Below are 23,913 nucleotides of genomic sequence, written 5' to 3'. Positions count from 1 at the left end.
GGCGCCTGCCCGACCCCGACACCCGACCAGGAGACAGCCCATGAGCGGCAGCTACGAGATTCAGGACGGCATCGCCGTCATCACCATGGACACGCCACCGGTCAACAGCCTGGGCCTGCAGAACCGGCGCTTCATCGCGGAATCGGTCGCCCGCGCCGGCAGCGATCCGCAGGTGCAGGCCATGGTGCTCACCGGTCGTGGCCGGGCCTTCTGCGGCGGCGCGGACATCCGCGAGTTCAACCGGCCCGAGGCGACCATGGCGCCCGACCTGATCGACGTCATCGACCTCATCGAGCGCAGCGACAAGCCCATCGTCGCGGCCGTGCACCGCGTGGCCATGGGCGGCGGGCTGGAGCTGGCCATGGGCTGCCACTACCGCCTCGTGCAGCGGGGCACGCAGGTCTCGCTGCCCGAGGTGCGCATCGGCATCCTGCCCGGCGCGAGCGGCACGCAGCGGCTGCCGCGCCTCATCGGGCTGGAGCCGGCCCTGAACATGATCGTGACCGGTGAGACGGTGATGAGCGAGGACCTGGCCCGCCTGCCCGGCCAGCGCCTGATCGACGAGCTGGTGGACGACGACGTGGTGGCCGCCGCGGTGGCCTTCGCGCGCCGGCATGCGGCCGTGCGGCCGCTGCCGCGCGTGCGCGAGCTGCAGGTGGTGCATCCTGCGCCCGAGGCCTATCTGCAGTTCGCGCGGACCCAGGTGGCCGCGGCGTCGCGCCACTTTCCGGCGCCGCTGCTGTGCCTGGATTGCGTGGCCCAGTCGGTGCGCCTGCCCTTCGACCAGGCGCTGGCCTTCGAGCGCCGCGGCGTGACCGAGCTGGTGTGGACGGCCGAGTCGGCGGCGCTGCGCAACATCTTTTTCGGCGAGCGGGCGGCCGCCAAGATCGCCGACGTGCCGGACGACACCCCCCAGCGCGCCATCAAGACGGTGGGCGTGATCGGCGCCGGCACCATGGGCGGCGGCATCAGCATGAACTTCCTGAACGCCGGCATCCCGGTGACCCTCCTCGAGATGAAGCAGGAGGCGCTGGACCGCGGCGTCGCCACCATCCGCAAGAACTACGAGGCGCAGGTCAAGAAGGGCAAGCTCAAGGCCGAGAAGTACGAGGAGCGCATGGCGCTGCTCAAGACCACGCTGAGCTACGACGACCTGAAGGACTGCGACCTCATCATCGAGGCCGTGTTCGAGGAACTGGGCGTCAAGGAAAAGGTGTTCACCCAGCTGGACGCCGTGGCCAAGCAGGGCGCCATCCTGGCCTCCAACACCTCCACGCTCGACGTCGACAAGATCGCGGCCTTCACCAAGCGCCCGCAGGACGTGATCGGCATGCACTTCTTCAGTCCGGCCAACGTGATGAAGCTGCTGGAAGTGGTGCGCGGCGCCAGGACGGGCAAGGACGTGCTGGCCACGGTGATGAGCCTGGCCAAGAAGATCAGGAAGACGGCCGTGGTCTCGGGCGTGTGCGACGGCTTCATCGGCAACCGGATGATCGAGCAGTACAGCCGCCAGGCCGGCTTCCTGCTGGACGAAGGCGCCACGCCGGCGCAGGTGGACAAGGCCATCGAGAAGTTCGGCTTTGCCATGGGCCCCTTCCGCATGGGCGACCTGGCGGGCAACGACATCGGCTGGGCGATCCGCAAGCGCCGCTCGGTCGAGCAGCCCGACATGAAGTACAGCCGCACGGCCGACAAGCTGTGCGAGCTGGGCCGCTTCGGCCAGAAGACGGGTGCGGGCTGGTACGACTACCAGGCCGGCAAGCGCGACGCGATCCCGTCCAAGCTGGTGGAGGACCTGATCGTCGCGCACCGCAAGGAACTGGGCATCACGCCGCGCAAGATCAGCGACGAGGAGATCGTGCAGCGCCTGGTGTATTCGCTGGTGAACGAGGGTGCGCACATCCTGGAAGACGGCATTGCCAGCAAGGCCAGCGACATCGACATGGTCTACATCACCGGCTATGGCTTCCCGATCTTCCGCGGTGGCCCGATGCACTACGCCAGCCAGCAGGGGCTGTTCAACGTGGTGCAGGCGATGCAGCGCTTCGGTCGCAATCCCAACGACGACGCCAAGTTCTGGGAGCCGGCGGGGCTGATCCGCCAGCTCGTCGCCGAAGGTCGGGGATTCGCCTGAATGTGACGGCCGGCCGCGCCGCGGCGCCGGCTCAGTCGCAGCGCAGCCTCAGGCCGCCGGCCATCCAGTGGCCGGCCGGCAGGCGTCCCAGCGCGCGCTGACGGCTCCAGCGTGACAACAGGCCCGCCTCGGCGGGCCGCATGCGCAGGCCGTCGATGCCGGCGTCGGCCTGCTCCTGCGCCGGCAGGAAGCACAGCGCGCCACAGGCGGTGGCCACGGCGGGCAGGCCGTCCTGACGCATGATCGGCAGGCCGAGCAGGCGGCCCCAATGCGCGGCCACCCGTTCCGGCGCCCGCACGCGCAGCTCGATGGCGGCGAGCGAGTGCGGACCCGGCCCGGGCCGGCCCTCGGACGGGAGGGTCGGCGGGGCGCACCGGCCCTCCATCCGCTCGCTGAACTCCAGCGTGCAGCCCCCCGTCTCCCCCGCGGCCAGTTGCAGGGCGCTGCCGGGGCCGAGCAGGCCGCCGTCCGTGACGCTGAGGCCCTGGCGATGGCAGTGCCGCTGCCAGTCGAGCAGGTCAGGCACCTGCCAGCCCAGAAGGTCGGGGGCGCCCGTCGTGCCGGGGGGATCGGCGGGTGTCGACACCTCCACGCTGAGCCCGGGTCCATGGAAGGCCAGGCGGTCCGGCGCATGGGCCGGGGCCCAGCCCAGCAGGTCGGTGAACAGTGCGCGGGCCACGTCGGGATCGGTCATCCGCAGCCGCGCGAATCGAAGCCGGGGCAGGCGGCGGGCGGCGTCCATGCGTGGTGGGTGGCTCAGGCGCCCTGGCCGACGCCGTGCCAGCCAAGCTCGGCCAGCTGCCGGGCCTGGCGGCCGGCCTGCAGGGCTTCGCTGCTGGCCGCGTTGCCGGCCAGGGCCCGGCCCATGATGCCCTGGGCGATGGCGGCGGCGCGGAAGAGGTTGAAGGCCTCGTAGAAGCGCCAGGTCTGCGCGTCGACGCGGGGCAGGGCGCGGCGCTCGCAGTAGCGCGCCAGGTAGGCCGCCACGGTCGGGATGGCGGCCGCCTGCAGCTGCGCCGCGTCCAGGTCGCCGAGCCCCCGCACCGAGGGCGGCAGCCGCCAGGCCATGCAGTGGTAGGCGAAGTCGACCATGGGGTCGCCCAGCGTCGACAGCTCCCAGTCCAGCACCGCCACGACGCGTGGCGCGTCCTGCGCGAAGACCAGGTTGTCGAGCCGGAAGTCGCCATGGACCAGGCGCGTGCCCGTGTCGGCGGGCTGATGGCGCGGCAGCCAGGCGATCAACTGCTCCATCGCCTCGATCGGCTCGGTCTCGCTGGCGCGGTACTGGCGGGTCCAGCGGTCCAGCTGCCGGGCGATGTAGCCGCCGGTGCGTCCGTAGTCGGCGAGGCCGACCGCCGCGACGTCCACCTCGTGCAGGGCGGCGAGGGTGCGGTTCATGTCGTCATAGAGCGCGGTGCGCTCGCTGCTGGCCATGCCGGGCAGGTGCGGGTCCCAGAGGATGCGGCCGGGCACGCAGTCCATCACGTAGAACATGGTGCCGATCACCGCCACGTCGGTGCACAGCGCATGCACCCGCGGCACGGGCACCCCGCTGCCGGCCAGCGCCTGCATGACGCGGAACTCGCGGTCCACGGCGTGGGCCGAGGGCAGCAGCGTGCCGGCGGGCTTGCGCCGCAGCACGTAGCGACCGCCGGGCGTCTCCACCAGGAAGGTGGGGTTGGACTGGCCACCCTTGAATTGGGCCAGGCCGAAGCGCTGGCGGGCGCTGCTGTCGACATGGTCGATCCACCAGGCGCGCAGGGCCTCCTCGTCCAGCTGGTGGCCGGCACGCACGGCGGTGGTGTCGGCAAGGGTGTCGTTCAGGGGCAAGTGCTGTCTCCGGTGGGCATGCAGGGCGCCCCGCTTGCGGGCATCATCGGGGGCCGCCAAGGCTAAGCGCCCCGGCCCGTGCTGCCCAATGAAAGCGCGGCATGCCCGCCGATACAGTCCATGCATATTTCGAGGGTCGATCTCAACCTGCTGGTCGTGCTGGACACGATCTACACCGAAGGCGGCATCACCAAGGCTGCCGACAAGCTGCATCTGACGCAGCCGGCGATCAGCCATGCCCTGGCGCGGTTGCGCGACCTGTTCAACGACCCGCTGTTCGAACGCCAGGGCCACCGCATGGTGCCCACGGCACTGACCAAGCGCATCATCGATCCACTGCGCGGCTCGCTGCAGTCGCTGGGCTCGCTGCTGAACGACACCCAGAGCTTCGATGCGGCCACCAGCACCAAGCGCTTCGTGATCGGGCTGCGCGACTTCATGGAGTCGACCGTGATGCCGCCGCTGATGCGCACGCTGGCCGGTGAGGCGCCAGGCGTCGAGGTGGCCAGCGTGCGTGCCAGCCGTCGCAGCCTCGAGGGTGAGCTGGCGGCCGGCACGCTCGACCTCGCCGTCGACGTGCTGCTGCCCGTGTCGGACGCCGTCAAGTTCACCCGCATCACGGTCGACGGCGCGGCCGTGGTCGCGCGGCAGGGTCACCCGGCCATTCAGGGCAGCGTGGACATCGACACCTACCTGGCCCAGCGGCATGTGCTGGTCACCACGCGGCGCCAGGGGCCGGGTTTCGAGGACATCGAGCTGCGCCGCCTGGGCATGCAGCGGCAGGTGGCCTTGCGCTGCCAGTACTACTTCGCGGCCTGCCGTACGGTGTCGCAGACCGACCTGGTGCTCACCATGCCCGAGAGCTACGCCCACATGGTCAACAAGACCTTCGGCAACCAGGTGCTGCCCATGCCGGCGCCCTTGTCCTCCATGGACGCCTACCTGTACTGGCACGCCAGCACCGACAACGACGCGGCCAACCGCTGGCTGCGCTCGGTGATGCTGAGCTGCTACGCCCGCTGAGGGCGCGCTCGCGCGCCTGCGCTCCCCCTTCATACCTGCGCGGCCGATGGCCGCCGCCTTGCTTCGCCCGCTGCCGCCGACCCTTAGGGGTTAATGCCGGTGACAGCGCAGCCGCGCCTGCTCACCATCGCAAATCTGTTATAACAAATCTCGCCGATCACCAGGCGGAACAGGAGACATGCGATGAAGACCGATCGACGTCATTTTCTTCAGGCGACTGCGGCCGCTGCCGTCCTCGGCAGCGTCGGCGTCCGTCCCGCGCGGGCCCAGGGCGGACCCCTCCGCATCGGGCTGATGCTGCCGATGAGCGGCATCGGCGCCGAGGCGGGCGCCGCCTGGCTCGCCGGGGCCCGCGTGGCCGTGGCGCAGTGGAACGCCAAGGGCGGGGTGCTCAAGCGCCAGGTGGAACTGGTGGTGCGCGACGACAAGTTCAGCAGTGCCGGCGCCGTGGCTGCGGCGCGCGAGCTGGCCGGCAGCGGCGTCAACCTGCTCATCGGCGGCTCGCAGTCGCCGATGGCGCTGGCGACCGCGCCGATCCTGCCCGAGCTCAAGGCGCTGATGGTGGCGCCGTGCCCCACCGTCATGTCGCTCACGCACGAGGGCTTCCAGCGCAACTTCTTCCGGCTGTCGTGGAACGCCTACATCGCCTTCGCCGGCATCGGCAACATGCTGACCGACCGCTTCAAGGAAGTGCAGACCTGGTCGTGCATCGTGCCCGACAGCGAGAACGGCCGCGACATGGCCCGCTTCTTCAGCGTCGGTGTGCAGCGCGCCGCGCAGAAGGCCGGCCGCACGGTCAAGGTGCTCGACCCCGTCTTTGCCAGCCTCAACAAGGCCGACTACAAGGTGGAGATCAACAGCCTGATGAACGCGCCCTCGCAGGGGCTGTTCGTCGGCCTCACCGCGGCGCCCTGCATCAGCCTGCTGCAGCAGGGCCGGGCGGTGGGCATGGACCGCAAGTTCAAGGTGATCGGCGATGCGGGCACCGAGCTGATGATCGCCAAGGCGATGCAGAAGTCCACGCCGGCCAACCTCTGGAGCATCAGCTACTGGGTGCCCGGCACCGAGGCCGGCCGCCGCCATGCGATGAGCAACGCGCTGTACGAGGACTACGTCAAGCTCACGGGCGACCGCAATCCGCCCAGCATCGTGCAGTCCAGCCACCGCTGTGCGCTGGCGCTGTTCAACGGCATCGAGAAGGCCGGCGGCACCGACACCGACGCCGTCATCGCCGCGCTCGAAGGCCTGGAGTTCGACACCGCGGTGGGCCGCTACCACATCCGCAAGGAAGACCACCAGGGCCTGGGCGAGGCCTACATCGCCCAGGTGGGCGCCCGCGAGGCCGACCCCGGCTACGGCATCGTCGATGCCATCGCCTACCGCGAGGCCGACGTGGCCGAGCCGCCGAGCCCCGGCAAGCCGCTGTCGATGTGAGGCGCAGCACCATGTCCTTGCAACGCAGAACCCTGATCCAGGCCACCGGCGCAGGCGCCGTGCTGGCCGCGATGGCGGCGCCCTGGGTGCGCGCCCAGCCCGGGCCGGTGCGCATCGGTGCCATGCTGCCGATGAGCGGCATCGGCGCCGAGGCCGGCGCCAACTGGCTGGCCGGCATCCGCGCCGCCCAGATGCAATGGAACGATCAGGGCGGCCTCCTGGGTCGCCAGATCGAGATCGTGGTGCGCGACGACAAGTTCACCAGCGCGGGCGCGGTGGCCGCCGTGCGCGAGCTGGCGGGCGAGGGCGTCAACCTGTCGGTGGGCGCCGGCCAGTCGCCGATGGCGCTGGCCATCGCGCCGATCCTGGCCGAGCTCAAGGCCGTGGTGGCGGCGCCTGCGCCGACGGTGATGTCGGTCACGCACGAGAACTTCAGCCGCCATTTCTTCCGCGTGGCGTCCAACGCGCTGATGCTCTTCGGCGGCATCGGCAACATGCTGGCCACCAAGTTCCCGCAGGTGGGCAGCTGGGCGCTGATCCTGCCCGACAGCGAGAACGGCCGCGACATGGCGCGCTACTTCCGCCTGGGCGTGGAGCGGGCCGCCAAGGCCGGCGGCACGGCGCCCAAGGTGCTGGAGCCGGTGTATGCCTCGCTCAACAAGGCCGACTACAAGGTCGAGATCAACAGCCTGATGAACTCCGGCGCCGAGGGGCTGTTCGTGGGCCTGACGGCGGCGCCCTGCGTGAGCCTGCTGCAGCAGGGCCGCGCCGTGGGCATGGACCGGCGCTTCAAGGTGATCGGCGAGGCCGGCACCGAGCTGATGATCGCCAAGGCCATGGGCCGCTCCACGCCGCAGAACCTCTGGGGCGTGAGCTTCTGGGCGCCCGAGCTGGAGCCCTTCAAGAGCCAGTACCCGCTCAGCCGCCAGCTGTCCGAGTACATCGTCAAGGTCACTGGCACGCCCCATGTGCCGGGCATCGTGCAGGCCTCGCACCGCTCGGCGCTGGCGCTGTTCAACGCGGTGAAGAAGGCCGGCAGCACCGAGACCGAGGCCGTGATCCCGGCGCTGGAGGGCCTGGCCTTCGACACGGCGGCGGGCCCCTACCGCATCCGCAAGGAGGACCACCAGGGCATCGGCTATGCCTACTTCGCGAAGATCGGCGCGCGCGAGGCGGCGCCCGGCTATGGCCTGGAGCAGGTGATCCGCCTGGACGAATCCGAGATCGTCGAGCCGCCGTCGCCCGGCCGCAAGTACGAGGCCTGACGCGATGGCCAACGAGATCCTCTTCGCCTTCTTCAACGCCGCCGCCTTCGGCATGGCCATCTTCCTGGTGGCGGCCGGGCTGACGCTCATCTTCGGGCTGCTGCGGCTGCTCAACATGGCGCAGGGCGGCTTCTTCATGATCGGTGCCTACACAGCCTATTCGGTCATGGGCCGCGACGTGCAGTCGCTGGGCATGTTCCTGCTGGCCGCCCTGGCGGGCGGCGTGGTGGTGGCGGTGCTGGGGCTGGTCACCGACCGGCTGGTGCTGCGGCGGCTGCGCCATGTCGATCCGCACTATGTGCTGATCGCCACCTTCGCGCTCATGATGGTGTGCACCGGCGTCACCAAGCTGGTGTGGGGGGTGGACTTCTTCTCCGTCAACCCGCCGCCGGGGCTGGATCAGCCGCTCAATCCCTTCGGGCTGTTCTTCTCGGCTTACCAGATCTTCGTGATCGCGGCCGGCCTGGTGATCTACGTGCTGCTCGAGATCGCCATCCACCGCCTGTGGTTCGGCAAGCTCATGCAGGCGCTGGCGGCCGATCCGTGGATGTCGGGCGTGCTGGGGCTGAATGTGTCCTTCGGCGTCGCGCTCAGCGTGATGGCCAGCTTCATGCTCGCCGGCCTGGCGGGCGGGTTGCTGCTGCCCAACCAGAGCCTGTCGACGGGCCTGGGCGACTCCTACCTCATGTATGCCTTCTTCGCCGTCATCATCGGCGGGCTCGGCAACATCCGCGGCGCCTTCATCGGCTCGCTGGTGCTGGGGCTGGTGCAGAGCCTGAACACCGTGCTGCTGCCGCAGGTGCCGGGCCTGGCGGTGTACGTGGTGCTGGCGATCTTCCTGCTGTGCAAGCCCAGCGGCCTGTTCCCGGCGGTGGGCAGCCAGGACGCCGGCCACCACGAGGCCGGCACTGGCGGCAGCCTGCACCGTCCGCGCGTGCCGCGCCCGGTCTGGCAGGGGCTGGGCACGGCGCTGGTGCTGCTGCTGGCGACGCTGCCCTGGTGGGTGGGCGCCGGCCCGCTGTATGTGGTGGGCACGGTGCTGATCCAGGTGGTGTTCGCGCTGTCGTGGAACATCCTCTTCGGCTACACCGGCCTGGTCTCCTTCGGCCATGCGGGCTTCTTCGCCATCGGCGCCTACCTGACGGCGCTGGCGCTGCGGCACGTGGCCGGCGTGCCCTTCCTGCTCGTGATGGGCGGTGCCGCGCTGCTGGGTGCAGCGGCGGCCTGGCTGATCGGCGTGCTGGCCCTGCGCCGCATGAGCGGGGTGTTCCTGGCGGTGCTGACCGTGGCGCTGGCCGAGGCTCTGCGGCTGGTCATCGGCTTCAGCGCCTTCCTGGGGCGCGAGGACGGCATCACCGACATCCCGCGGCCGGTGCTCGACCTGTTGCTGCTGCGCGTGGACCTCGGCAGCTCCAACGCCTACTACCTGTTCCTGCTGGCGACCTGCGTGCTGATCACCGGCGCCTTGTGGTGGCTGCTGCACAGCCGCTTCGGCCGCACGCTGCAGACCATCCGCCAGGACCCGGAGCGCGCCGCCTTCATGGGCACACCGGTGGCCAGCTACCGGCTGGCCGCCTTCGTCATCTCCGGCGCCGTGGCCGCGGTGGCCGGCTGCCTGTACGCGCCCTGGTCGCGCATCGTGACGGTGGAGGAGGTGCACTGGCTGGCCTCGGCCCAGCCGATGCTCAACACGCTGCTCGGCGGCGTCAGCTCCTTCTGGGGACCGGTGGTGGGGGCGGGGCTGTTCGCCGCCATCGCCTATGCCACGCGCACCCTGGTCGGGCTGTCGGAGCTGATCGTGGGCTGCGGCCTGCTGGCGATCATCCTGCTGGCGCCGAACGGGGCGGTGGGCCTGTGGCGCAGCCTGGAAGCCCGGCTGTGGGGCGAGCGCGCCCGCACCCCCGCGCCGCCCGAGCCGCATTCACAGGCCGCGCCCCGGGCCGCCGGTCAGCCGCTGCGCGCGGGAGGCACGCCATGAGCGGCGCCTTGCTGGAAGTGAGCCAGGTGCGCAAGAACTACGGCCCCATCGAGGTGCTGCGCGGCGTCAGCCTGGCGGTCGAGCCCGGGCAGGTGTTCGCCATCATCGGCCCCAACGGGGCGGGCAAGACGACCATGTTCCGGGTGATGACGGGCGAGGTCGCCTGCAACGGCGGCAGCATCCGCTTCAAGGGCGAGGACGTCACCCGCCTGCCGTCGCACGAGCGGGTGCGCCGCGGCTTCGGCCGCACCTTCCAGGTGGCGCGGGTGTTCGCCGACTTCGATGTGCTGGACAACGTCGTGGTCGCCATCGAGGCGCGGCGGCGCCACACCGGCGAGCCGCTCGGCGCGTGGCGGCGCTGCGCGCCGTCGCCCGACATCCGGGACGAGGCGATGGCGCTGCTGGCCGACCTGCGCCTCGCCGGGCATGCGCAGCAGGGCGCGCGCTTCCTGTCGCATGGCGACAAGAAGCGGCTGGAGTTCGCCATCGCCCTGGCGGGCCGGCCCGCCATCCTGATGCTGGACGAGCCCACGGCGGGCATGTCCCCCAGCGACCGGGCGGACGTGGCCGCGCTCATCGCCCGCATGCAGCGCGAGCGCGGCATCACCGTGGTGATGACCGAGCACGACATGGACGTGGTCTTCGGCCTGGCCGACCGGATCATGGTGATGAACTACGGCGAGGTGGTGTCCACGGGCAGCGTCGAGGCCGTGCGGGCCGATCCGCGGGTGCGCGAGGTCTACCTCGGCAAGGAGATGGTCCATGCTTGATCTGCGCGACCTGGACGCCTTCTATGGCGACAGCCACATCCTCTTCGGCCTGCGGCTGTCGGTGGCGGCCGGCCAGCGCGTGGCGCTGCTGGGCCGCAATGGCGCAGGCAAGTCGACGCTGCTCAAGAGCGTCATGAATGCCGGGCCGCGCGTGCGCGGCACCGTGCGCTTCGACGGCCAGGACCTGGCCGCGCTGCCCACGCACCGGCGCACCCGGCTGGGCCTGTCGCTGGTGCCGGAGGACCGCCGCATCTTCACCCACCTGACCGTGGCCGAGAACATCGCCATGGCCCGCTACGGCGCCGGCCCGGGACGGCCCGCCGTGCCGGTGGACGAGATCGTGCAGCGCTTTCCCATGCTGGCCAGCCTGCTGCAGCGCCACGGCGGGCAGCTCAGCGGCGGGCAGCAGCAGCTGCTGGCCGTGGCGCGGGCCATGGCCGCCCATCCGCGTCTGCTGCTGCTGGACGAACCCACCGAGGGCCTGGCGCCCATCATCGTGGAGGAGATGGCCCACGACCTGGTGCGCAGCTGCACCGACAACGGCGTGGCCCTGCTGCTGTGCGAGCAGAACATCTGGTTCGCCCGCCGCTGCACCGACCACGTCTACGTCATCGACACCGGCCGCCTCGTCTTCGAGGGCGACTGGGCCGCCTTCGACCGCCACCCCGAGATCCAGCAGCGCTACCTGGCGCTGTGACTGCCGAGCGACACCGACCATGGACCTGCAATACACCCCCGAACAACACCAGCTGCGCGAGAGCGTGGAGCGCTTCGTGCGCGAGGCCTACGACTTCAGCCACCGGCGGCGCGTGGCCGCCAGCGAGCTCGGCCATGCCGCCGACTGCTGGCGCCGCTATGCCGACTTCGGCTGGCTGGCCATCCCCTTCTCCGAGGCCGAGGGCGGCATCGGCGGCGATGCGGTGGACACCGGCATCGTCATGGAGGGCGTGGGCCGCGGCCTGCTGCTCGAGCCCTACCTGGCCAGCGTGGTGCTGGGCGGCGGCCTGCTCAGCCTGATCGGCAGCGAGGCGCAGAAGGCCGAATGGCTGCAGCCCATGATGGCCGGCGAGCTGCGCCTGGCCCTGGCCTATGCCGAGCCGGGCTCGCGCTACGACCCCTTCCACATCGCCGCGACGGCACGCCAGGAAGGCGGCGTCTGGCGCCTGGACGGCACGAAGGCGCTGGTCTACGGCGGCGACTGCGCCGAAGCCCTGGTGGTGATCGCCCGCAGCGCCGGCGCGCCCGGAGAGCGCGCCGGGTTGCAGGCCTTCGTGGTCGATGCGGATGCGCCGGGCCTGTCGCGCACGGCCTATGCCATGCACGATGGGCAGCGCGCGGCCGACCTGCGCCTGGACGGCGTGACGGTGGATGCGTCGCGCCGGCTGGTGCCGGCCGACGGGACGGAGGTGGGCGATGCGCTGGAGCGGGTGGTCGACCACGGCATCGCCGCGCTCGCCGCCGAGGCGGTCGGCGCCATGGCGGTGCTGGTGGACACCACGCTCGACTACCTCAAGACCCGGCAGCAGTTCGGCCGGCCCATCGGCACCAACCAGGCGCTGCAGCACCGCATGGTCGACATGACCATCGCGCTGGACGAGGCGCGGTCCATGGCGCTGTACGCGGCGCTGATGCTGCGCGAGGCCGACGCCCCGGCGCGCCGCCGCGCGCTGTCGGCCGCCAAGATGGAGATCGACCGCACGGCCCGCCTGGTCGGGCAGGAGGCGGTGCAGATGCACGGCGCCATGGGCGTGACCGAGGAACTGGCCGTGGGCCACTACTTCAAGCGCCTGTCGATGATCCGCCTGGGCTTCGGCGACGCCGACTGGCACGCCGAGCGCTACATGGCGCAGTGAGGCCCGCACGATGGACCTCCGCCTGAGCGACCAGGACCGCGCCTTCGAAGCCGAGGTGCGGGCCTTCATCGCCGCCGAACTGCCGGCGGACATCCGCGAGAAGGTGCGGCTGGACCGCACCCTGGCGCGCGACGACTTCATGCGCTGGCAGCAGATCCTGGCCCGGCGCGGCTGGTTCACCGGCGCCTGGCCGCGGGCCCAGGGCGGCCTGGACTGGAGCGCCCTGCACACGCTGATCTTCAACCGCGTGGCCGGCGAGATGCACTGCCCCGAGCTGCAGGTCTTCGGCCCCGCGATGGTCGGGCCGGTGATCTACACCTTCGGCACCGAGGCGCAGAAGGCGCAGCACCTGCCCGCCATCCGCGACTCGTCCGTGTGGTGGTGCCAGGGCTATTCGGAGCCGGGTGCCGGTTCGGACCTGGCCGCGCTCAAGACGCAGGCGCTGGACCGGGGCGATCACTTCCTCGTCAACGGCCAGAAGATCTGGACCTCGTACGCGCACTTCGCCGACTGGATGTTCTGCCTCGTGCGCACCAGCACCGAAGGGCCGAAGCAGGCGGGCATCTCCTTCCTGCTGATCGACATGAAGACACCGGGGGTGCAGGTGCAGCCGATCCGCATGATGGACGGCCGGCACTACCTCAACGCGGTCTTCTTCGACGACGTGCGCGTGCCGCGCGAGAACCTCATCGGCGAAGTCGACCGCGGCTGGACCTACGCCAAGTTCCTGCTCGCGCATGAGCGGGTGGAGAACGCGAACCTGCGCTTCATCACCCAGGAGCTCGCGCGGCTGCGCGAGGTGGCGGCCGAGGGGGGCAGTGGCGGCCGCCGGCTGATCGACGACCCCGCCTTCGCGCGCGAACTGGCGCAGGTGGAGGCGCAGTTCAAGGCGCTGGAGATCGGGCTGCTGCGCCTGCTCTCCGACGCGCAGGCGGGCCAGGCGGCGGCGCCGGGCACCTCGTCCTTCATCAAGATCCGGGGCACCGAGATCGCCCAGCGCATCACCGAGCTGCGGGTCATGGCCAGCGGACCCGATGCGCAGCGCTTCCAGCCCGACTGGCTGTTCGGCGACGGCGAGACACCGCTGCTGGGGCCCGCGCATGCGCTGGGGCCGGTGGCGAGCTACCAGTTCTGCCGGGCCATGACCATCTACGGCGGCAGTACTGAAGTGCAGAAGAACATCATGGCCAAGCATGTGCTGGGCCTGTGAGAAGGTATCCATGAGCCAGACCCTCATCGACTATCCGCTCGGCGAACAGCCGCTGCATGAATACCTGCGTGCCCATGCGCGGCACCAGCCCGACAAGGCGGCCATCGTCTGGTACGGCCGGGCGCTGAGCTATGCCGAACTCGACCGCATGAGCGACGCCTTCGCGCAGACGCTGCACCGGGCGGGCGTGGGCCCGGGCGACCGGGTCGCGCTCTTCCTGCAGAACTGCCCCCAATACCTGGTGGCGCATTTCGGGATCCAGAAGCTGGGGGCCATCGTGAGCCCCTGCAGCCCCATGTTCAAGGCGCACGAGTTCGCCTACCAGGTGGGTGATCTGGGCGCCAAGGCCCTCGTGGCGGCGGACCATCTGCTGCCCATCGTGATGTCGGTGCGCGACCGGGTGGCGGTGCCGCATGTGTATGCGGTGCGCTATGCCGACCTGCTGCCGTCCGAGCCGCAGGTCGAGGTGCCGCCGGAGCTGCTGGCGCGCACGCCGCTGCCCGAGGGCGTGATCGACTTCAGCGAAGCCACCGCCGAACCGCATCCCCAGCCGCCGCGGCCCGCGCTCGGCATGGACGACGTGGCCCTCATGACCTACACCTCGGGCACCACCGGCATGCCCAAGGGCGCGATGCTGAGCTACCGCAACGCGCTCTACAAGACAGCCGTGGGCGCGCAGATGTTCGGCATCCGTGCCGAGGACACGATGCTGGCGGTCGCGCCGGTCTACCACATCGCCGGCATGATCTGCGGCGTCACGCTGCTGGCCTACACCGGCGCCACCATCGTGCTGCTCAACCGCATGGACCCGCTCGCGGTGCTGCAGAGCATCGAGCGCTTCCGCGTCACCTGGTGGTACGCGATGGCGCCCATGCTCGAGGCCACGATGAAGGCGCCCGGCGCGGCCGGGTTCGACCTGTCGAGCCTGAAGACCACCATGGCCACCAGCTTCGGCATCAAGCTGACGCAGGCGCTGGCCGAACGCTGGAGCGCCTTCGCCAACGACTGCCTGGTGTACGAGGCGGGCTATGGCCTGTCGGAGACCCACACCAACGATGTGCTGATGCCGCGCGATGCCGTGCGCTGGGGCACCAACGGCGTGCCGGGCCCGGGCGTGGAGTTGCGCATCCTCGACGAGGCCGGCGAGCCGGTGCCGGTGGGCGAGAGCGGACAGATCGTGGTGCGCAGCCAGGGCGTGTTCCATGGCTACTGGAACCGGCCCGAGGCCACCGCCGAGGTGCTCCGGGACGGCTGGGTGCACACGGGCGACATCGGCCGGCTGGACGCGCAGGGCTACCTGAGCTTCATCGGCCGGGTCAAGGAGATGATCAAGGTGTCGGGCTACAGCGTCTTTCCGGAAGAGGTGGAGTCGATCCTGATCCTGCATCCGGATGTGGCCCAGGTGGCCGTGATCGGCGTGCCCGATGCCGACAAGGGCGAGGTGGTGAAGGCCTTCGTCGTGCCCTCGGCGGGCGCCGGGTCCTTCGACCGGGACGCGCTGCTGGCCTGGGCGCGCGAGAACATGTCCCACTACAAGGTGCCGCGGCAGCTGGAGCTGCTGGACGCCCTGCCCGCCACGGGCACCGGCAAGCTGCTGCGGCGCCTGCTGCGCGGCTGAGGCTGACGGATGGGGCGCTGCTCAGCGCCCCCAGCGCAGCACCAGCGGAGCCAGCGGCCGCGCGATGTCGATCAGCTCGCGGCGGGTGGCCGGGTGCATGGGCGGCAGCGGATGGGTGCAGGGTGCGGCGCTCAGGTCTATGCTCGCGCCGACAGCCTCGTCCAGCGGCAGATCGCCGCCGAATCCACCCCGGTTCCTCACGATGGACAACATCACGATTGCCACGGCCACCCCGGAAGAAGTGCACTCCGGCGAGCTCGGCCGCCGATTGCGTCAGTACAACTACGGCTTCGTCGGTGAGTATCCTGACCAGCAGTACATCCGGCTCAACGCGCGAGACCGCTACGGGCGGCTGCTGGGTGGGCTGCGCAGCGTCGTCTTCCTCCATTGGCTCACCATCGACGTGCTCTTCGTCGAGGCCGATGCGCGTGGCGCTGGTCTCGGGAGCCGCCTGCTTGCCGAGGCCGAGCGGCAGGCCATTGAACTGGGCGCCCGGCATGCCAAGCTGGAAACCTTCGAGTGGCAGGCGCCGGCGTTCTATCGCAAGCATGGCTATGAGGAATACGCCCGCATCGATGACTATGCGCCGGGCTTCTATCTCTGTTGCATGAAGAAATCGCTGTCGACGCCGCGCTGCTGAACTGACTGCTTGGCGAGAAGGCGGGCGTCACGCGGGCGTCGGTGCGCGAGAAGATGCCTGCAGAGTCGACCACCACTGGGTGCGAGACCTGTGGGCTCCGGCCACAGGCGCTCATCCCGCTGCCGCCACGATCCTCTCCACCACCGTCATCACCGCGCTGTTCTGTGCCGCCAGCTCGCGGACGGGCGGATTCGTCGCGGTCGTGGTCACGGCGAGTCGCAGAGAGGGCACTACCAGCGCAAACTGCGCGCCGTAGCCCCAGGCCCAGAAGACCGGGCGGCCGGTCAGGCTGCCTGAGAACCACAGGTAGCCGTAGCTCGTGTTCTTCACGGGCCCGGCCTGCCATGTGGTGGGCACACGAGGGCGCGTGCTGGCGTCCACCCATTCCTTCGGCACCACCTGCCGCCCCTTCCAGCGGCCGTCGTCGGCCATGGTCCAGGCAATCTTGGCGAGGTCCCGTGCGCGCAGGCGCAGACCGCCGAAGCTCATGAAGCGACCCGCCTTGTCGCGGACCGCCGCGACGCGCTCGATGCCCAGTGGACCGAACAGGTCGCGCTGGGCGAACTGATCTACAGGCATGCCCTGCGCCTGGGTGAGTATGGGCGACAGCAACGACACCGCCGCGTCGTTGTAGCCCCATCGTCCGACCTGCGCCGGATCGACGGGGAGGCTCAGTGCGTAGGCGACCGGATCTTCAGCCGCCTGCAGCGCTGCCATGCCGGTCCGGAAGTCGTAGACCAGCCCCGACGTGCCACTCAGAATCTGTTCGAGTGTGACCGCCAGGACGGGCGAGCCCGGCGCGTTGGCCGCCGCCGACGGCAGGAGGGTAGCGACCGTCTCCGACAGACCCTTGATCCTGCCCTGGTCGATGGCCATGCCCACGAGCATCGATGCGACGCTCTTGGTCACCGAGTTCACCCCTTGCAGCGCCGAGGCCGTCGCGCCACCGTAGTACTGTTCGGCGACGAGGTCCCCGTTCCTGACCACCAGGACGCTTCGGAGTGCGGCCACCGACTGCGCTTCGTCCAGAACCCTTCGGATCGCGACATCCTGGGCGCTGGCGTCTGCCTTCGGCGCGGCCCAGTCCGCCGGGCTTTCCGCCGCCATGGCGGCAGGAAGGGGCAGCAGCGTCCCGGCTGTGAGCGCCAATCCGCGGGAGATGAGCGTTCGGCGCGATGGCGTCTCGTTCTGCATGTTGGGCCTTGGTCGGTGCGCCGCATCTTGCGGGAATGCGACGACGCGAGCAAGCGCTGGATACGGCGACGGGCTGCAGGATGGGGCCGCGAGGGTGGTGTCCCGGCGGGCTGTCGACTCGGAATGCGGCGCCGTGTCGATGCACACACTTGAAGCACAATTTTCGGATGAAGTCAGCCATCCTTCCTGAGGTAGGCGTCGAGCCAGAGCTTCGCGCCGAGCTGGAGTCCCTGCTTCGCGACGGCGAGTCGTTGGCCGGGTTCATCGAAGACAGCGTGCGCAGCGCAGTGGCGTACCGGCGCGCCGAGGCGGAGTTTCATGCCCGGGGCGAGGCGGCGTGGCAGGCGTATTCGCGCACGGGTGTGGCGCATCCTGCCGGTGAGGTCATCGGCGAAATGCGCCAGCGTCTGGAGAGCCGGCGCAAGCAGCTGGGGGTTGCGCAAGCCAAGGCGCGATGACCTTTGCCGTGATGTTCGCGCCGCAGGCCCGCGCGGAGTTGTTCAGACTTTTCCCGTATCGGATCGATCAGGCCAAGACGGCGGCGGACGTCGATCTGGCTTCGATGGCCGGGCACTCCCGCAACGCCCCGCCCCTTCACCGCCCCCAGCGCAGCACCAGCGGATCCAGCCGCCGTGCGATGTCGATCAGCTCGCGGCGCGTGGCCGGGTGCATGGGCGGCAGCGGGTGTCGCGGCGCCTCGCAGGCGATCACGCCGCCTTCCTTCATCAGCGCCTTGGCCGCCAACATGCCGGCCTGGCGGTTCTCGTGGTTGATCAGGGGCAGCCAGCGCTGGTAGTGCGCGAAGGCGCCGTCCATGTCCCCGCGGCGGTGTGCCTCCAGGATGGGGCGGATGCCGTCCGGGAAGCCGCCGCCGGTCATGGCGCCCGTGGCGCCGGCATGCAGGTCGGCCAGCAGGGTGATGGCTTCTTCGCCGTCCCAGGGCCCTTCGATGGCGTCGCCGCCCAGCTGGATCAGCTCGCGCAGCTTGTTGGCGGCGCCGGCGGTCTCCATCTTGAAGTACGACACATGTTCGATCTCGCGCGCCATGCGGGCCAGGAAGCCGGGCGCGAGCACCGTGCCGCTGGCGGGCGCGTCCTGGACCATGATGGGAATGTCGATGGCGTCCGACACCTGCTGGTAGAAGGCCTGGATCTGCGCCTCGGGCACGCGGAAGGTGGCGCCGTGGTAGGGCGGCATCACCATCACCATGGCGGCGCCCATGTCCTGCGCGCGGCGGCTGCGCTCGGCGCAGATGCGCGTGGCGTAGTGCGAGGTGGTGACGATCACCGGCACGCGACCGGCCACATGTTCCAGCGCGGTGCGGGTGAGCACCTCGCGCTCCTGGTCCGACAGCGAGAACTGCTCCGAGAAGTTGGCGAGGATGGCCAGGCCGTCCACCCCCGCGTCGATCATGAAGTCGAGCGCGCGCTTCTGGCTGGGCAGGTCGAGCTCGCCGCTCTCGGTGAAGGTGGTGGGCACCACCGGGAAGATGCCGCGGTACGGGGTGGCGGGATGGGCCATGGGCGGGTCGCGTGTGGGCTGGTTTGAAGGGGAAGACTCAGTGCGAATGGCGCGGCACCGCGGCGCCGCGGCAGCCCACCAGAAAGTCCAGGTCGCAGCCCTCGTCGGCCTGCAGCACATGCTCCACGTACAGCTTGCGGTAGCCGCCGCCGGGGGGCGTCAGGCTCTTCTGCACGTCGGCCATGCGGCTCGCGTATTCCTCGTCGGAGATGTCCAGGTGCAGGCGGCCGGCGTCGCTGTCCAGCTCGATCCAGTCGCCGTCGCGCACCATGGCCAGCGGCCCGCCGGCCGCCGCCTCGGGCGCGACGTGCAGCACCACGGTGCCGTAGGCGGTGCCGCTCATGCGGGCGTCGGAGATGCGGACCATGTCCTTGATGCCCTGGCGCAGCAGCTTGGGCGGCAGGCCCATGTTGCCCACCTCGGCCATGCCGGGGTAGCCGCGCGGGCCGCAGTTCTTGAGCACCAGCACCGAGTCGGCATCGACGTCGAGGGCCTCGTCGACGATGCGCTCCTTGTAGTGCTCCAGGTTCTCGAACACCACGGCCCGGCCCCGGTGCTTGAGCAGGGCCGGCGTGGCGGCGGAAGGCTTGAGCACGGCGCCGCGCGGCGACAGGTTGCCGCGCAGCACGCGGATGCTGCCGTCGGCGATGAGCGGCTTGTCCAGCGGGCGGATGACCTCGGGGTCGTGGATGGGCGCTTCGCGCACGTTGTCCCACAGGCTGTGGCCGTTCACGGTCAGGGCCTCGGGATGCGGCAGCAGCCCCGCCTCGCCCATGCGGCGCAGCACGCCCGGCAGGCCGCCGGCGTAATAGAACTCCTCCATCAGGAAGCGGCCCGAGGGCATCAGGTCCACCAGCGTGGGCATGCCCTGGCCGACGCGCGTCCAGTCCTCCAGCTCCAGGTCCACGCCGATGCGCCCGGCAATGGCCTTGAGGTGGATCACCGCGTTGGTCGAGCCGCCGATGGCCGCGTTGGTGCGGATGGCGTTCTCGAAGGCCTGGCGGGTGAGGATCTTCGACAGCGTGAGGTCGTCCTTGGCCATCTGCACGATGCGCTGGCCCGACAGGTGCGCCAGCACATAGCGCCGCGCGTCCACCGCCGGAATGGCGGCGTTGTGCGGCAGCGTGACGCCCAGCGACTCGGCCATGCAGGCCATGGTCGAGGCCGTGCCCATGGTGTTGCAGGTGCCGGCCGAGCGCGACATGCCGCCTTCGGCCGAGAGGAACTTGTGCAGGTCGATCTCGCCGGCCTTGAGCGACTCGTGCAGCTGCCACACCGAGGTGCCCGAGCCGATGTTCTTGCCGTCGAGCTTGCCGTTGAGCATGGGCCCACCCGAGACCACGATGGCCGGCACGTCGCAGCTGGCGGCGCCCATCAGCAGCGCGGGCGTGGTCTTGTCGCAACCGGCCAGCAGCACCACGGCGTCGATGGGGTTGCCGCGGATGGCCTCCTCCACGTCCATGGCCGCCAGGTTGCGGGTGAGCATGGCGGTGGGCCGCAGGTTGGACTCGCCGTTGGAGAACACCGGGAACTCCACCGGAAAGCCACCCGCCTCGTACACGCCGCGCCGCACATGCTCGGCGATCTTGCGGAAGTGGGCATTGCAGGGCGTCAGCTCCGACCAGGTGTTGCAGATGCCGATCACCGGGCGGCCGTCGAACTCATGGTCGGGGAAGCCCTGGTTCTTCATCCAGCTGCGGTACATGAAGCCGTTCTTGTCGTTGTGGCCGAACCACTCGGTGGAGCGCAGCTTTTTCTTGGGGGTTGTGTCGGACATGGTGGCTTTCAGGAGGTCGGAGGCAACGGTCTTTGAAGGGGGCGGGAGGCAGGGTCAGCGACGCGCCGTGCGCAGCGACACCACGCGCTGCAGCAGGCAGAAGGCGAAGAGCAGCAGGCCGACGACGATGCGCGTCCACCACGAGCTCAGGGTGCCGTCGAAGGCGATGAGAGTCTGGATCACGCCCAGCATCAGCACGCCGAACAGCGTGCCGGCCACGTAGCCCACGCCGCCGCTGAGCAGCGCGCCGCCGATCACCACGGCGGCGATGGCGTCCAGCTCCATGCCCACGGCATGCAGGCCGTAGCCCGAGAGCATGTAGAAGGTGAAGAGCACGCCGGCCAGGGCCGAGCACAGGCCCGACAGGGCATACACGCCCACAAGCGTGCGGCGCACCGGCAGGCCCATGAGATGGGCCGAATGCTCGTTGCCGCCGATGGCGTACACCGTGCGGCCGAAGGGCGTGCAGTGGGCCACGTACATCGCGACCAGCAGCACCGCCACGCCGATCACGGCGCCCAGCGACAGCGAGGTCTCGGCGAAGAAGGGCAGGCGCAGCTGGGCCAGCTCGGTGTAGGCCTCGCTGGTGATGCTGATGGAGTCGATGCTGATCAGATAGCACAGCCCCCGCGCCAGGAACATGCCGGCCAGCGTGACGATGAAGGGCTGCAGCCGGAAGCGCTCGATCAGGAGGCCCATGAAAGCACCGAAGGCCGTGCCCATCACCAGCACCACGGCGATGGCCGGTGCGGGGCTCCAGCCGTGTTGCTCCACCAGCGTGGCGAGCACCATGGTCGAGAAGGCGATCACCGAGCCCACCGACAGGTCGATGCCGCCGGTGAGGATGACGAAGGTCATGCCCACCGCCACCACCAGCAGGAAGCTGTTGTCGATCAGCAGGTTGAGGAAGACCTGCAGCGAGAAGAAGCCGTCGTAGCGCAGCGAGCCGGCCAGCACCACGGCCGCGAAGAGCGAGATGGTGGCGGCCAGGGGCAGGTACTTGGGGTCGAGGCGGCGGCGCGGTCGTGCCGGCGTCATGGACCTTGCCTTGTCGGCGGCGCGGGCGGTGGGCAATACGGCGCTCATCGCAGCTGCTCCCGCGGGGCGGGCCGCACGGCCAGGGTGCGCAGCATGGCGCGGAATTCGGCGGACTGGAGCAGCATCACGACGAACACCACGGCCGCCTTGACCACCAGGTTGATCTCGGGCGGCACGCCCAGCGAATAGATGGCATAGGTCAGCGTCTGGATGATGAGCGCACCGATGGCGCTGCCCACCAGGCTGAAGCGTCCGCCGGTGAGCAGTGTGCCGCCCAGTGTCACGGCCAGGATGGCGTCCAGCTCCATCAACTGGCCGGCGTTGTTGCCGTCCGCACTCTTGACGTTCGAGCTGATCAGCAGCCCGGCGATGCCGGCGCACAGCCCGCACACCGCATAGCAGCCGACGATGAGTCGCCGCGCCTTCACGCCCGCCACCCGCGCCGCCGTCGGATTGATGCCCACGGCCTGGATGAACAGGCCTAGGGCGGTGCGGGTGCAGGCCAGGCCCAGCAGCGCGAGCACGGCCGCCGCCACGTACACCGAGAAGGGCAGGCCAACCAGGTAGCCGCCACCGATGAAGAAGAAGGGCTTGTAGTAGATGGTCAGGATCTGCCCGTCGGTGATCAGCTGCGCCAGGCCGCGGCCGGCCACCATCAGGATCAGCGTCGCGATGATGGGCTGCATGCCGATGGCGCCCACCAGCAGGCCGTTCCACAGCCCGCACAGCAGGGCCACGCCCAGGGCACCGGCCACCGCCAGCGGCAGGCCGAAGCGGGCGCTCTGGCCATCGACCGCGCCGCCGATCAGCCAGGCCGCCACGGCCGCGCAGATGGCGACCACCGCGCCCACCGAGATGTCGATGCCGCGCGTGGCGATCACCAGCGTCATGCCCAGCGACACCACCACCAGCGGCGCCGCGCGGTTGAGGATGTCGACCAGGCTGCCGTAGAGGTGGCCGTCGCGCCACTCCAGGTGCAGGAAGCCCGGGTTGAAGCCGGCGTTGACCGCCAGCAGCAGCGCCAGCGTGAGCAGCGGCCAGGCAAGGCGGTGCTGCATCAGTCGTGAGAGGAGGGAAGGAGGCATGTCAGTGCGCCGGCTCCGCGGCGATGAGTTCGTACACGTCGTCCTCGCTGCTGCCGGCGGGCAGCTCGCCCACCTTCGCGCGGTCGCGCAGCACGACGATGCGGTGGGCCACGCGCACCACCTCGCTGATCTCGGACGAGATGAACAGCACCGCCATGCCCGCCTTCGCGAGCTGGAGAATCTGTTCCATGATTTCCTGCTTGGCCGCCACGTCGATGCCGCGCGTGGGCTCGTCCAGGATCAAGAGGCGCGGCGCCGTGGCCAGCCAGCGGGCGATGACGGCCTTCTGCTGGTTGCCGCCAGAGAGCAGCCCGATGGGCGTGTCGATGCTGGCGGTCTTGATGCCCAGCGCGGCGACGTAGTGCTCGGCCATGCGCACCTGCTCGGCATGGGGAATGAAGTGCAGTGCGCCGCGCCGGGCCTGCAGGGCCAGCGCGATGTTCTCGCGCACCGACAGCTCGGCCACGATGCCGTCGGTCTTGCGCTCTTCCGGGCACAGCGCCAGGCCGGCGGCGATGGCCTCGGTGGGGCTGCCGAAGCGCTGCGCCTGGCCATCGATCCACAGTGTGCCGCTGTCGGCCGCCTCCAGCCCGAAGAGCAGGCGGGCCAGCTCGGTGCGGCCCGCGCCCAGCAGCCCGGCCAGGCCGACCACCTCGCCGGCGCGCACCTGCAGGTCGATGGGGTGCAGCTGTGCCTTCTGGCCCAGGCCCTCGGCCTTGAGCAGCGGCGTCTCACCGACAGCAGCCGCTGGCAGCGCGGCCGACTGGCCCTGCGCCGCGGCCAGCTCGCGGCCCACCATGGCCGAGATCAGCGCCGGCGCCGGCAGCTCGGCCGTCGGCCATTCGCCCACGAAGCGGCCGTTGCGCAGCACGGTGATGCGGTCCGACACGGCATACACCTGGTTCATGAAGTGGGTGACGAAGACGATGGCCAGACCCTCGTCCCGCAGCCGGCGCATCACCTCGAAGAGCTTGCGCACCTCGTCGTCGTCCAGGCTGGAGGTGGGCTCGTCCAGGATCAGCACCCGCGCATCCACGCCCAGCGCGCGGGCGATGGAGACCAGCTGCTGCACCGCCACCGGGTAGCTGGCCAGCAGCCGCGTCACGTCGATGTCCAGCCCCACGCGCGCCAGCAGCGTGCGGGCGCCTTCGTTGACCGCGGCCCAGTCGATGCGCCGGCCCTGCATCAGGCCGCGGCGCGGGTAGCGGCCGGCGAACACGTTCTCGGCCACCGACAGGTTGGGGCAGAGGTTCACTTCCTGGTAGACGGTGCTGATGCCCAGCGCCTGCGCATGCGCGGGCGAGGTCGGCACGATGGGCGCGCCGGCCAGCACCATTCGGCCCTCGTTGGCCGGGAAGACGCCGGTGAGCACCTTGATCAGCGTGGACTTGCCCGCGCCGTTCTGGCCCATCAGCGCATGGATCTCGCCGGGGTACAGGCGCAGCTGCACGTCCTGCAGCACGGGCACGGTGCCGAAGCGCTTGCCGATGCCGGTGAGTTCGAGCACCGGCGCGGCGGTTGGGGAAGAGGGGACGGCAGCCAT

General features: G+C 70.3%; 21 protein-coding genes. 12 read left to right on the top strand and 9 right to left on the bottom strand.

What is annotated here, in order from left to right; all coding sequences use genetic code 11:
• Positions 1-40: 40 nt before the first annotated feature.
• On the top strand, positions 41-2,134 hold the full coding sequence (locus L0984_RS19065; protein ID WP_234195407.1) for a 3-hydroxyacyl-CoA dehydrogenase NAD-binding domain-containing protein: 2,094 nt from the start codon (positions 41-43) through the stop codon (positions 2,132-2,134).
• Between the two features lie 31 nt (positions 2,135-2,165).
• Here L0984_RS19065 and L0984_RS19060 read toward each other — a convergent pair whose 3' ends face one another.
• Positions 2,166-2,876, bottom strand: a complete 711-nt coding sequence (locus L0984_RS19060) for a VOC family protein (protein ID WP_234195406.1) — start codon at positions 2,874-2,876, stop codon at positions 2,166-2,168.
• A 14-nt stretch (positions 2,877-2,890) separates the two neighbouring features.
• The gene (locus L0984_RS19055; RefSeq protein ID WP_234195404.1) at positions 2,891-3,964 is read right to left on the bottom strand and encodes a phosphotransferase; all 1,074 of its coding nucleotides are present in this window, start codon (positions 3,962-3,964) and stop codon (positions 2,891-2,893) included.
• 120 nt (positions 3,965-4,084) lie between these two features.
• Between L0984_RS19055 and L0984_RS19050 the strand changes: the two genes are divergently transcribed.
• The 9 genes from L0984_RS19050 to L0984_RS19010 all read left to right on the top strand — a co-directional run bounded on the left by L0984_RS19050 (position 4,085) and on the right by L0984_RS19010 (position 15,115).
• The gene (locus L0984_RS19050) at positions 4,085-4,987 is read left to right on the top strand and encodes a LysR family transcriptional regulator (RefSeq protein WP_076505839.1); all 903 of its coding nucleotides are present in this window, start codon (positions 4,085-4,087) and stop codon (positions 4,985-4,987) included.
• A 183-nt stretch (positions 4,988-5,170) separates the two neighbouring features.
• Entirely contained in the window at positions 5,171-6,421 is a 1,251-nt protein-coding gene (locus tag L0984_RS19045; RefSeq protein WP_234195402.1) for an ABC transporter substrate-binding protein, read from the top strand.
• Between the two features lie 11 nt (positions 6,422-6,432).
• On the top strand, positions 6,433-7,686 hold the full coding sequence (locus L0984_RS19040; protein ID WP_234195400.1) for an ABC transporter substrate-binding protein: 1,254 nt from the start codon (positions 6,433-6,435) through the stop codon (positions 7,684-7,686).
• Between the two features lie 4 nt (positions 7,687-7,690).
• Positions 7,691-9,664 carry an ABC transporter permease gene (locus L0984_RS19035; RefSeq protein ID WP_234195399.1) on the top strand — a complete coding sequence of 658 codons (1,974 nt, stop codon included), beginning with the start codon at positions 7,691-7,693 and terminating at the stop codon, positions 9,662-9,664.
• Positions 9,661-10,434 (top strand): ABC transporter ATP-binding protein, encoded by a 774-nt coding sequence (locus L0984_RS19030; protein WP_234195397.1) that lies wholly within the window; start codon positions 9,661-9,663, stop codon positions 10,432-10,434. The genes L0984_RS19035 and L0984_RS19030 overlap by 4 nt, the downstream gene beginning before the upstream one ends.
• Positions 10,427-11,131, top strand: coding sequence for an ABC transporter ATP-binding protein (locus L0984_RS19025; protein ID WP_076505847.1), 705 nt, complete (start codon positions 10,427-10,429; stop codon positions 11,129-11,131). Before L0984_RS19030 ends, L0984_RS19025 begins: the two co-directional genes overlap by 8 nt.
• 19 nt (positions 11,132-11,150) lie before the next feature.
• Positions 11,151-12,287 carry an acyl-CoA dehydrogenase family protein gene (locus L0984_RS19020; RefSeq protein WP_234195394.1) on the top strand — a complete coding sequence of 379 codons (1,137 nt, stop codon included), beginning with the start codon at positions 11,151-11,153 and terminating at the stop codon, positions 12,285-12,287.
• A 10-nt stretch (positions 12,288-12,297) separates the two neighbouring features.
• Positions 12,298-13,497 (top strand): acyl-CoA dehydrogenase family protein, encoded by a 1,200-nt coding sequence (locus L0984_RS19015; RefSeq protein ID WP_234195392.1) that lies wholly within the window; start codon positions 12,298-12,300, stop codon positions 13,495-13,497.
• 10 nt (positions 13,498-13,507) lie between these two features.
• Positions 13,508-15,115 carry an AMP-binding protein gene (locus L0984_RS19010; RefSeq protein ID WP_234195390.1) on the top strand — a complete coding sequence of 536 codons (1,608 nt, stop codon included), beginning with the start codon at positions 13,508-13,510 and terminating at the stop codon, positions 15,113-15,115.
• Between the two features lie 21 nt (positions 15,116-15,136).
• On the opposite strand, the gene L0984_RS19005 is transcribed toward L0984_RS19010, so the two are convergent.
• The gene (locus tag L0984_RS19005) at positions 15,137-15,328 is read right to left on the bottom strand and encodes a hypothetical protein (protein ID WP_234195858.1); all 192 of its coding nucleotides are present in this window, start codon (positions 15,326-15,328) and stop codon (positions 15,137-15,139) included.
• Between L0984_RS19005 and L0984_RS19000 the strand changes: the two genes are divergently transcribed.
• The gene (locus tag L0984_RS19000) at positions 15,318-15,755 is read left to right on the top strand and encodes a GNAT family N-acetyltransferase (RefSeq protein WP_234195388.1); all 438 of its coding nucleotides are present in this window, start codon (positions 15,318-15,320) and stop codon (positions 15,753-15,755) included. The genes L0984_RS19005 and L0984_RS19000 overlap by 11 nt on opposite strands.
• 111 nt (positions 15,756-15,866) lie before the next feature.
• Here the strand turns inward: L0984_RS19000 and L0984_RS18995 are convergent, their stop codons facing one another.
• Positions 15,867-16,949: a serine hydrolase domain-containing protein gene (locus tag L0984_RS18995; RefSeq protein WP_234195386.1), complete on the bottom strand. Its 1,083-nt coding sequence runs from the start codon at positions 16,947-16,949 to the stop codon at positions 15,867-15,869.
• A 167-nt stretch (positions 16,950-17,116) separates the two neighbouring features.
• On the opposite strand from L0984_RS18995, the gene L0984_RS18990 reads away from it, so the two are divergent.
• Positions 17,117-17,407 carry a YlcI/YnfO family protein gene (locus tag L0984_RS18990; RefSeq protein ID WP_234195384.1) on the top strand — a complete coding sequence of 97 codons (291 nt, stop codon included), beginning with the start codon at positions 17,117-17,119 and terminating at the stop codon, positions 17,405-17,407.
• A gap of 136 nt (positions 17,408-17,543) precedes the next feature.
• Here L0984_RS18990 and L0984_RS18985 read toward each other — a convergent pair whose 3' ends face one another.
• Genes L0984_RS18985 through L0984_RS18965 form a run of 5 tightly spaced genes read right to left on the bottom strand, consistent with a single transcriptional unit; the run spans position 17,544 to position 23,913 of the window.
• Positions 17,544-18,470 carry a dihydrodipicolinate synthase family protein gene (locus tag L0984_RS18985; RefSeq protein ID WP_234195382.1) on the bottom strand — a complete coding sequence of 309 codons (927 nt, stop codon included), beginning with the start codon at positions 18,468-18,470 and terminating at the stop codon, positions 17,544-17,546.
• 37 nt (positions 18,471-18,507) lie between these two features.
• The gene (locus L0984_RS18980; protein WP_234195380.1) at positions 18,508-20,247 is read right to left on the bottom strand and encodes an IlvD/Edd family dehydratase; all 1,740 of its coding nucleotides are present in this window, start codon (positions 20,245-20,247) and stop codon (positions 18,508-18,510) included.
• Between the two features lie 54 nt (positions 20,248-20,301).
• Complete coding sequence (gene yjfF / locus L0984_RS18975) at positions 20,302-21,333, bottom strand: galactofuranose ABC transporter, permease protein YjfF (RefSeq protein ID WP_370646079.1); 1,032 nt, start codon at positions 21,331-21,333, stop codon at positions 20,302-20,304.
• Positions 21,330-22,370, bottom strand: a complete 1,041-nt coding sequence (locus L0984_RS18970; RefSeq protein ID WP_234195378.1) for an ABC transporter permease — start codon at positions 22,368-22,370, stop codon at positions 21,330-21,332. Before L0984_RS18970 ends, yjfF begins: the two co-directional genes overlap by 4 nt.
• A gap of 1 nt (position 22,371) precedes the next feature.
• Positions 22,372-23,913 carry a sugar ABC transporter ATP-binding protein gene (locus L0984_RS18965; protein WP_234195376.1) on the bottom strand — a complete coding sequence of 514 codons (1,542 nt, stop codon included), beginning with the start codon at positions 23,911-23,913 and terminating at the stop codon, positions 22,372-22,374.

Origin of the sequence: Pseudacidovorax sp. NFM-22, from assembly GCF_021401245.1 — a bacterium.
GTDB lineage: Bacteria > Pseudomonadota > Gammaproteobacteria > Burkholderiales > Burkholderiaceae_C > Xenophilus.
The sequence above is the reverse complement of the archived record's forward strand: the minus strand, read 5'-3'. Positions and strand labels throughout refer to the sequence as shown.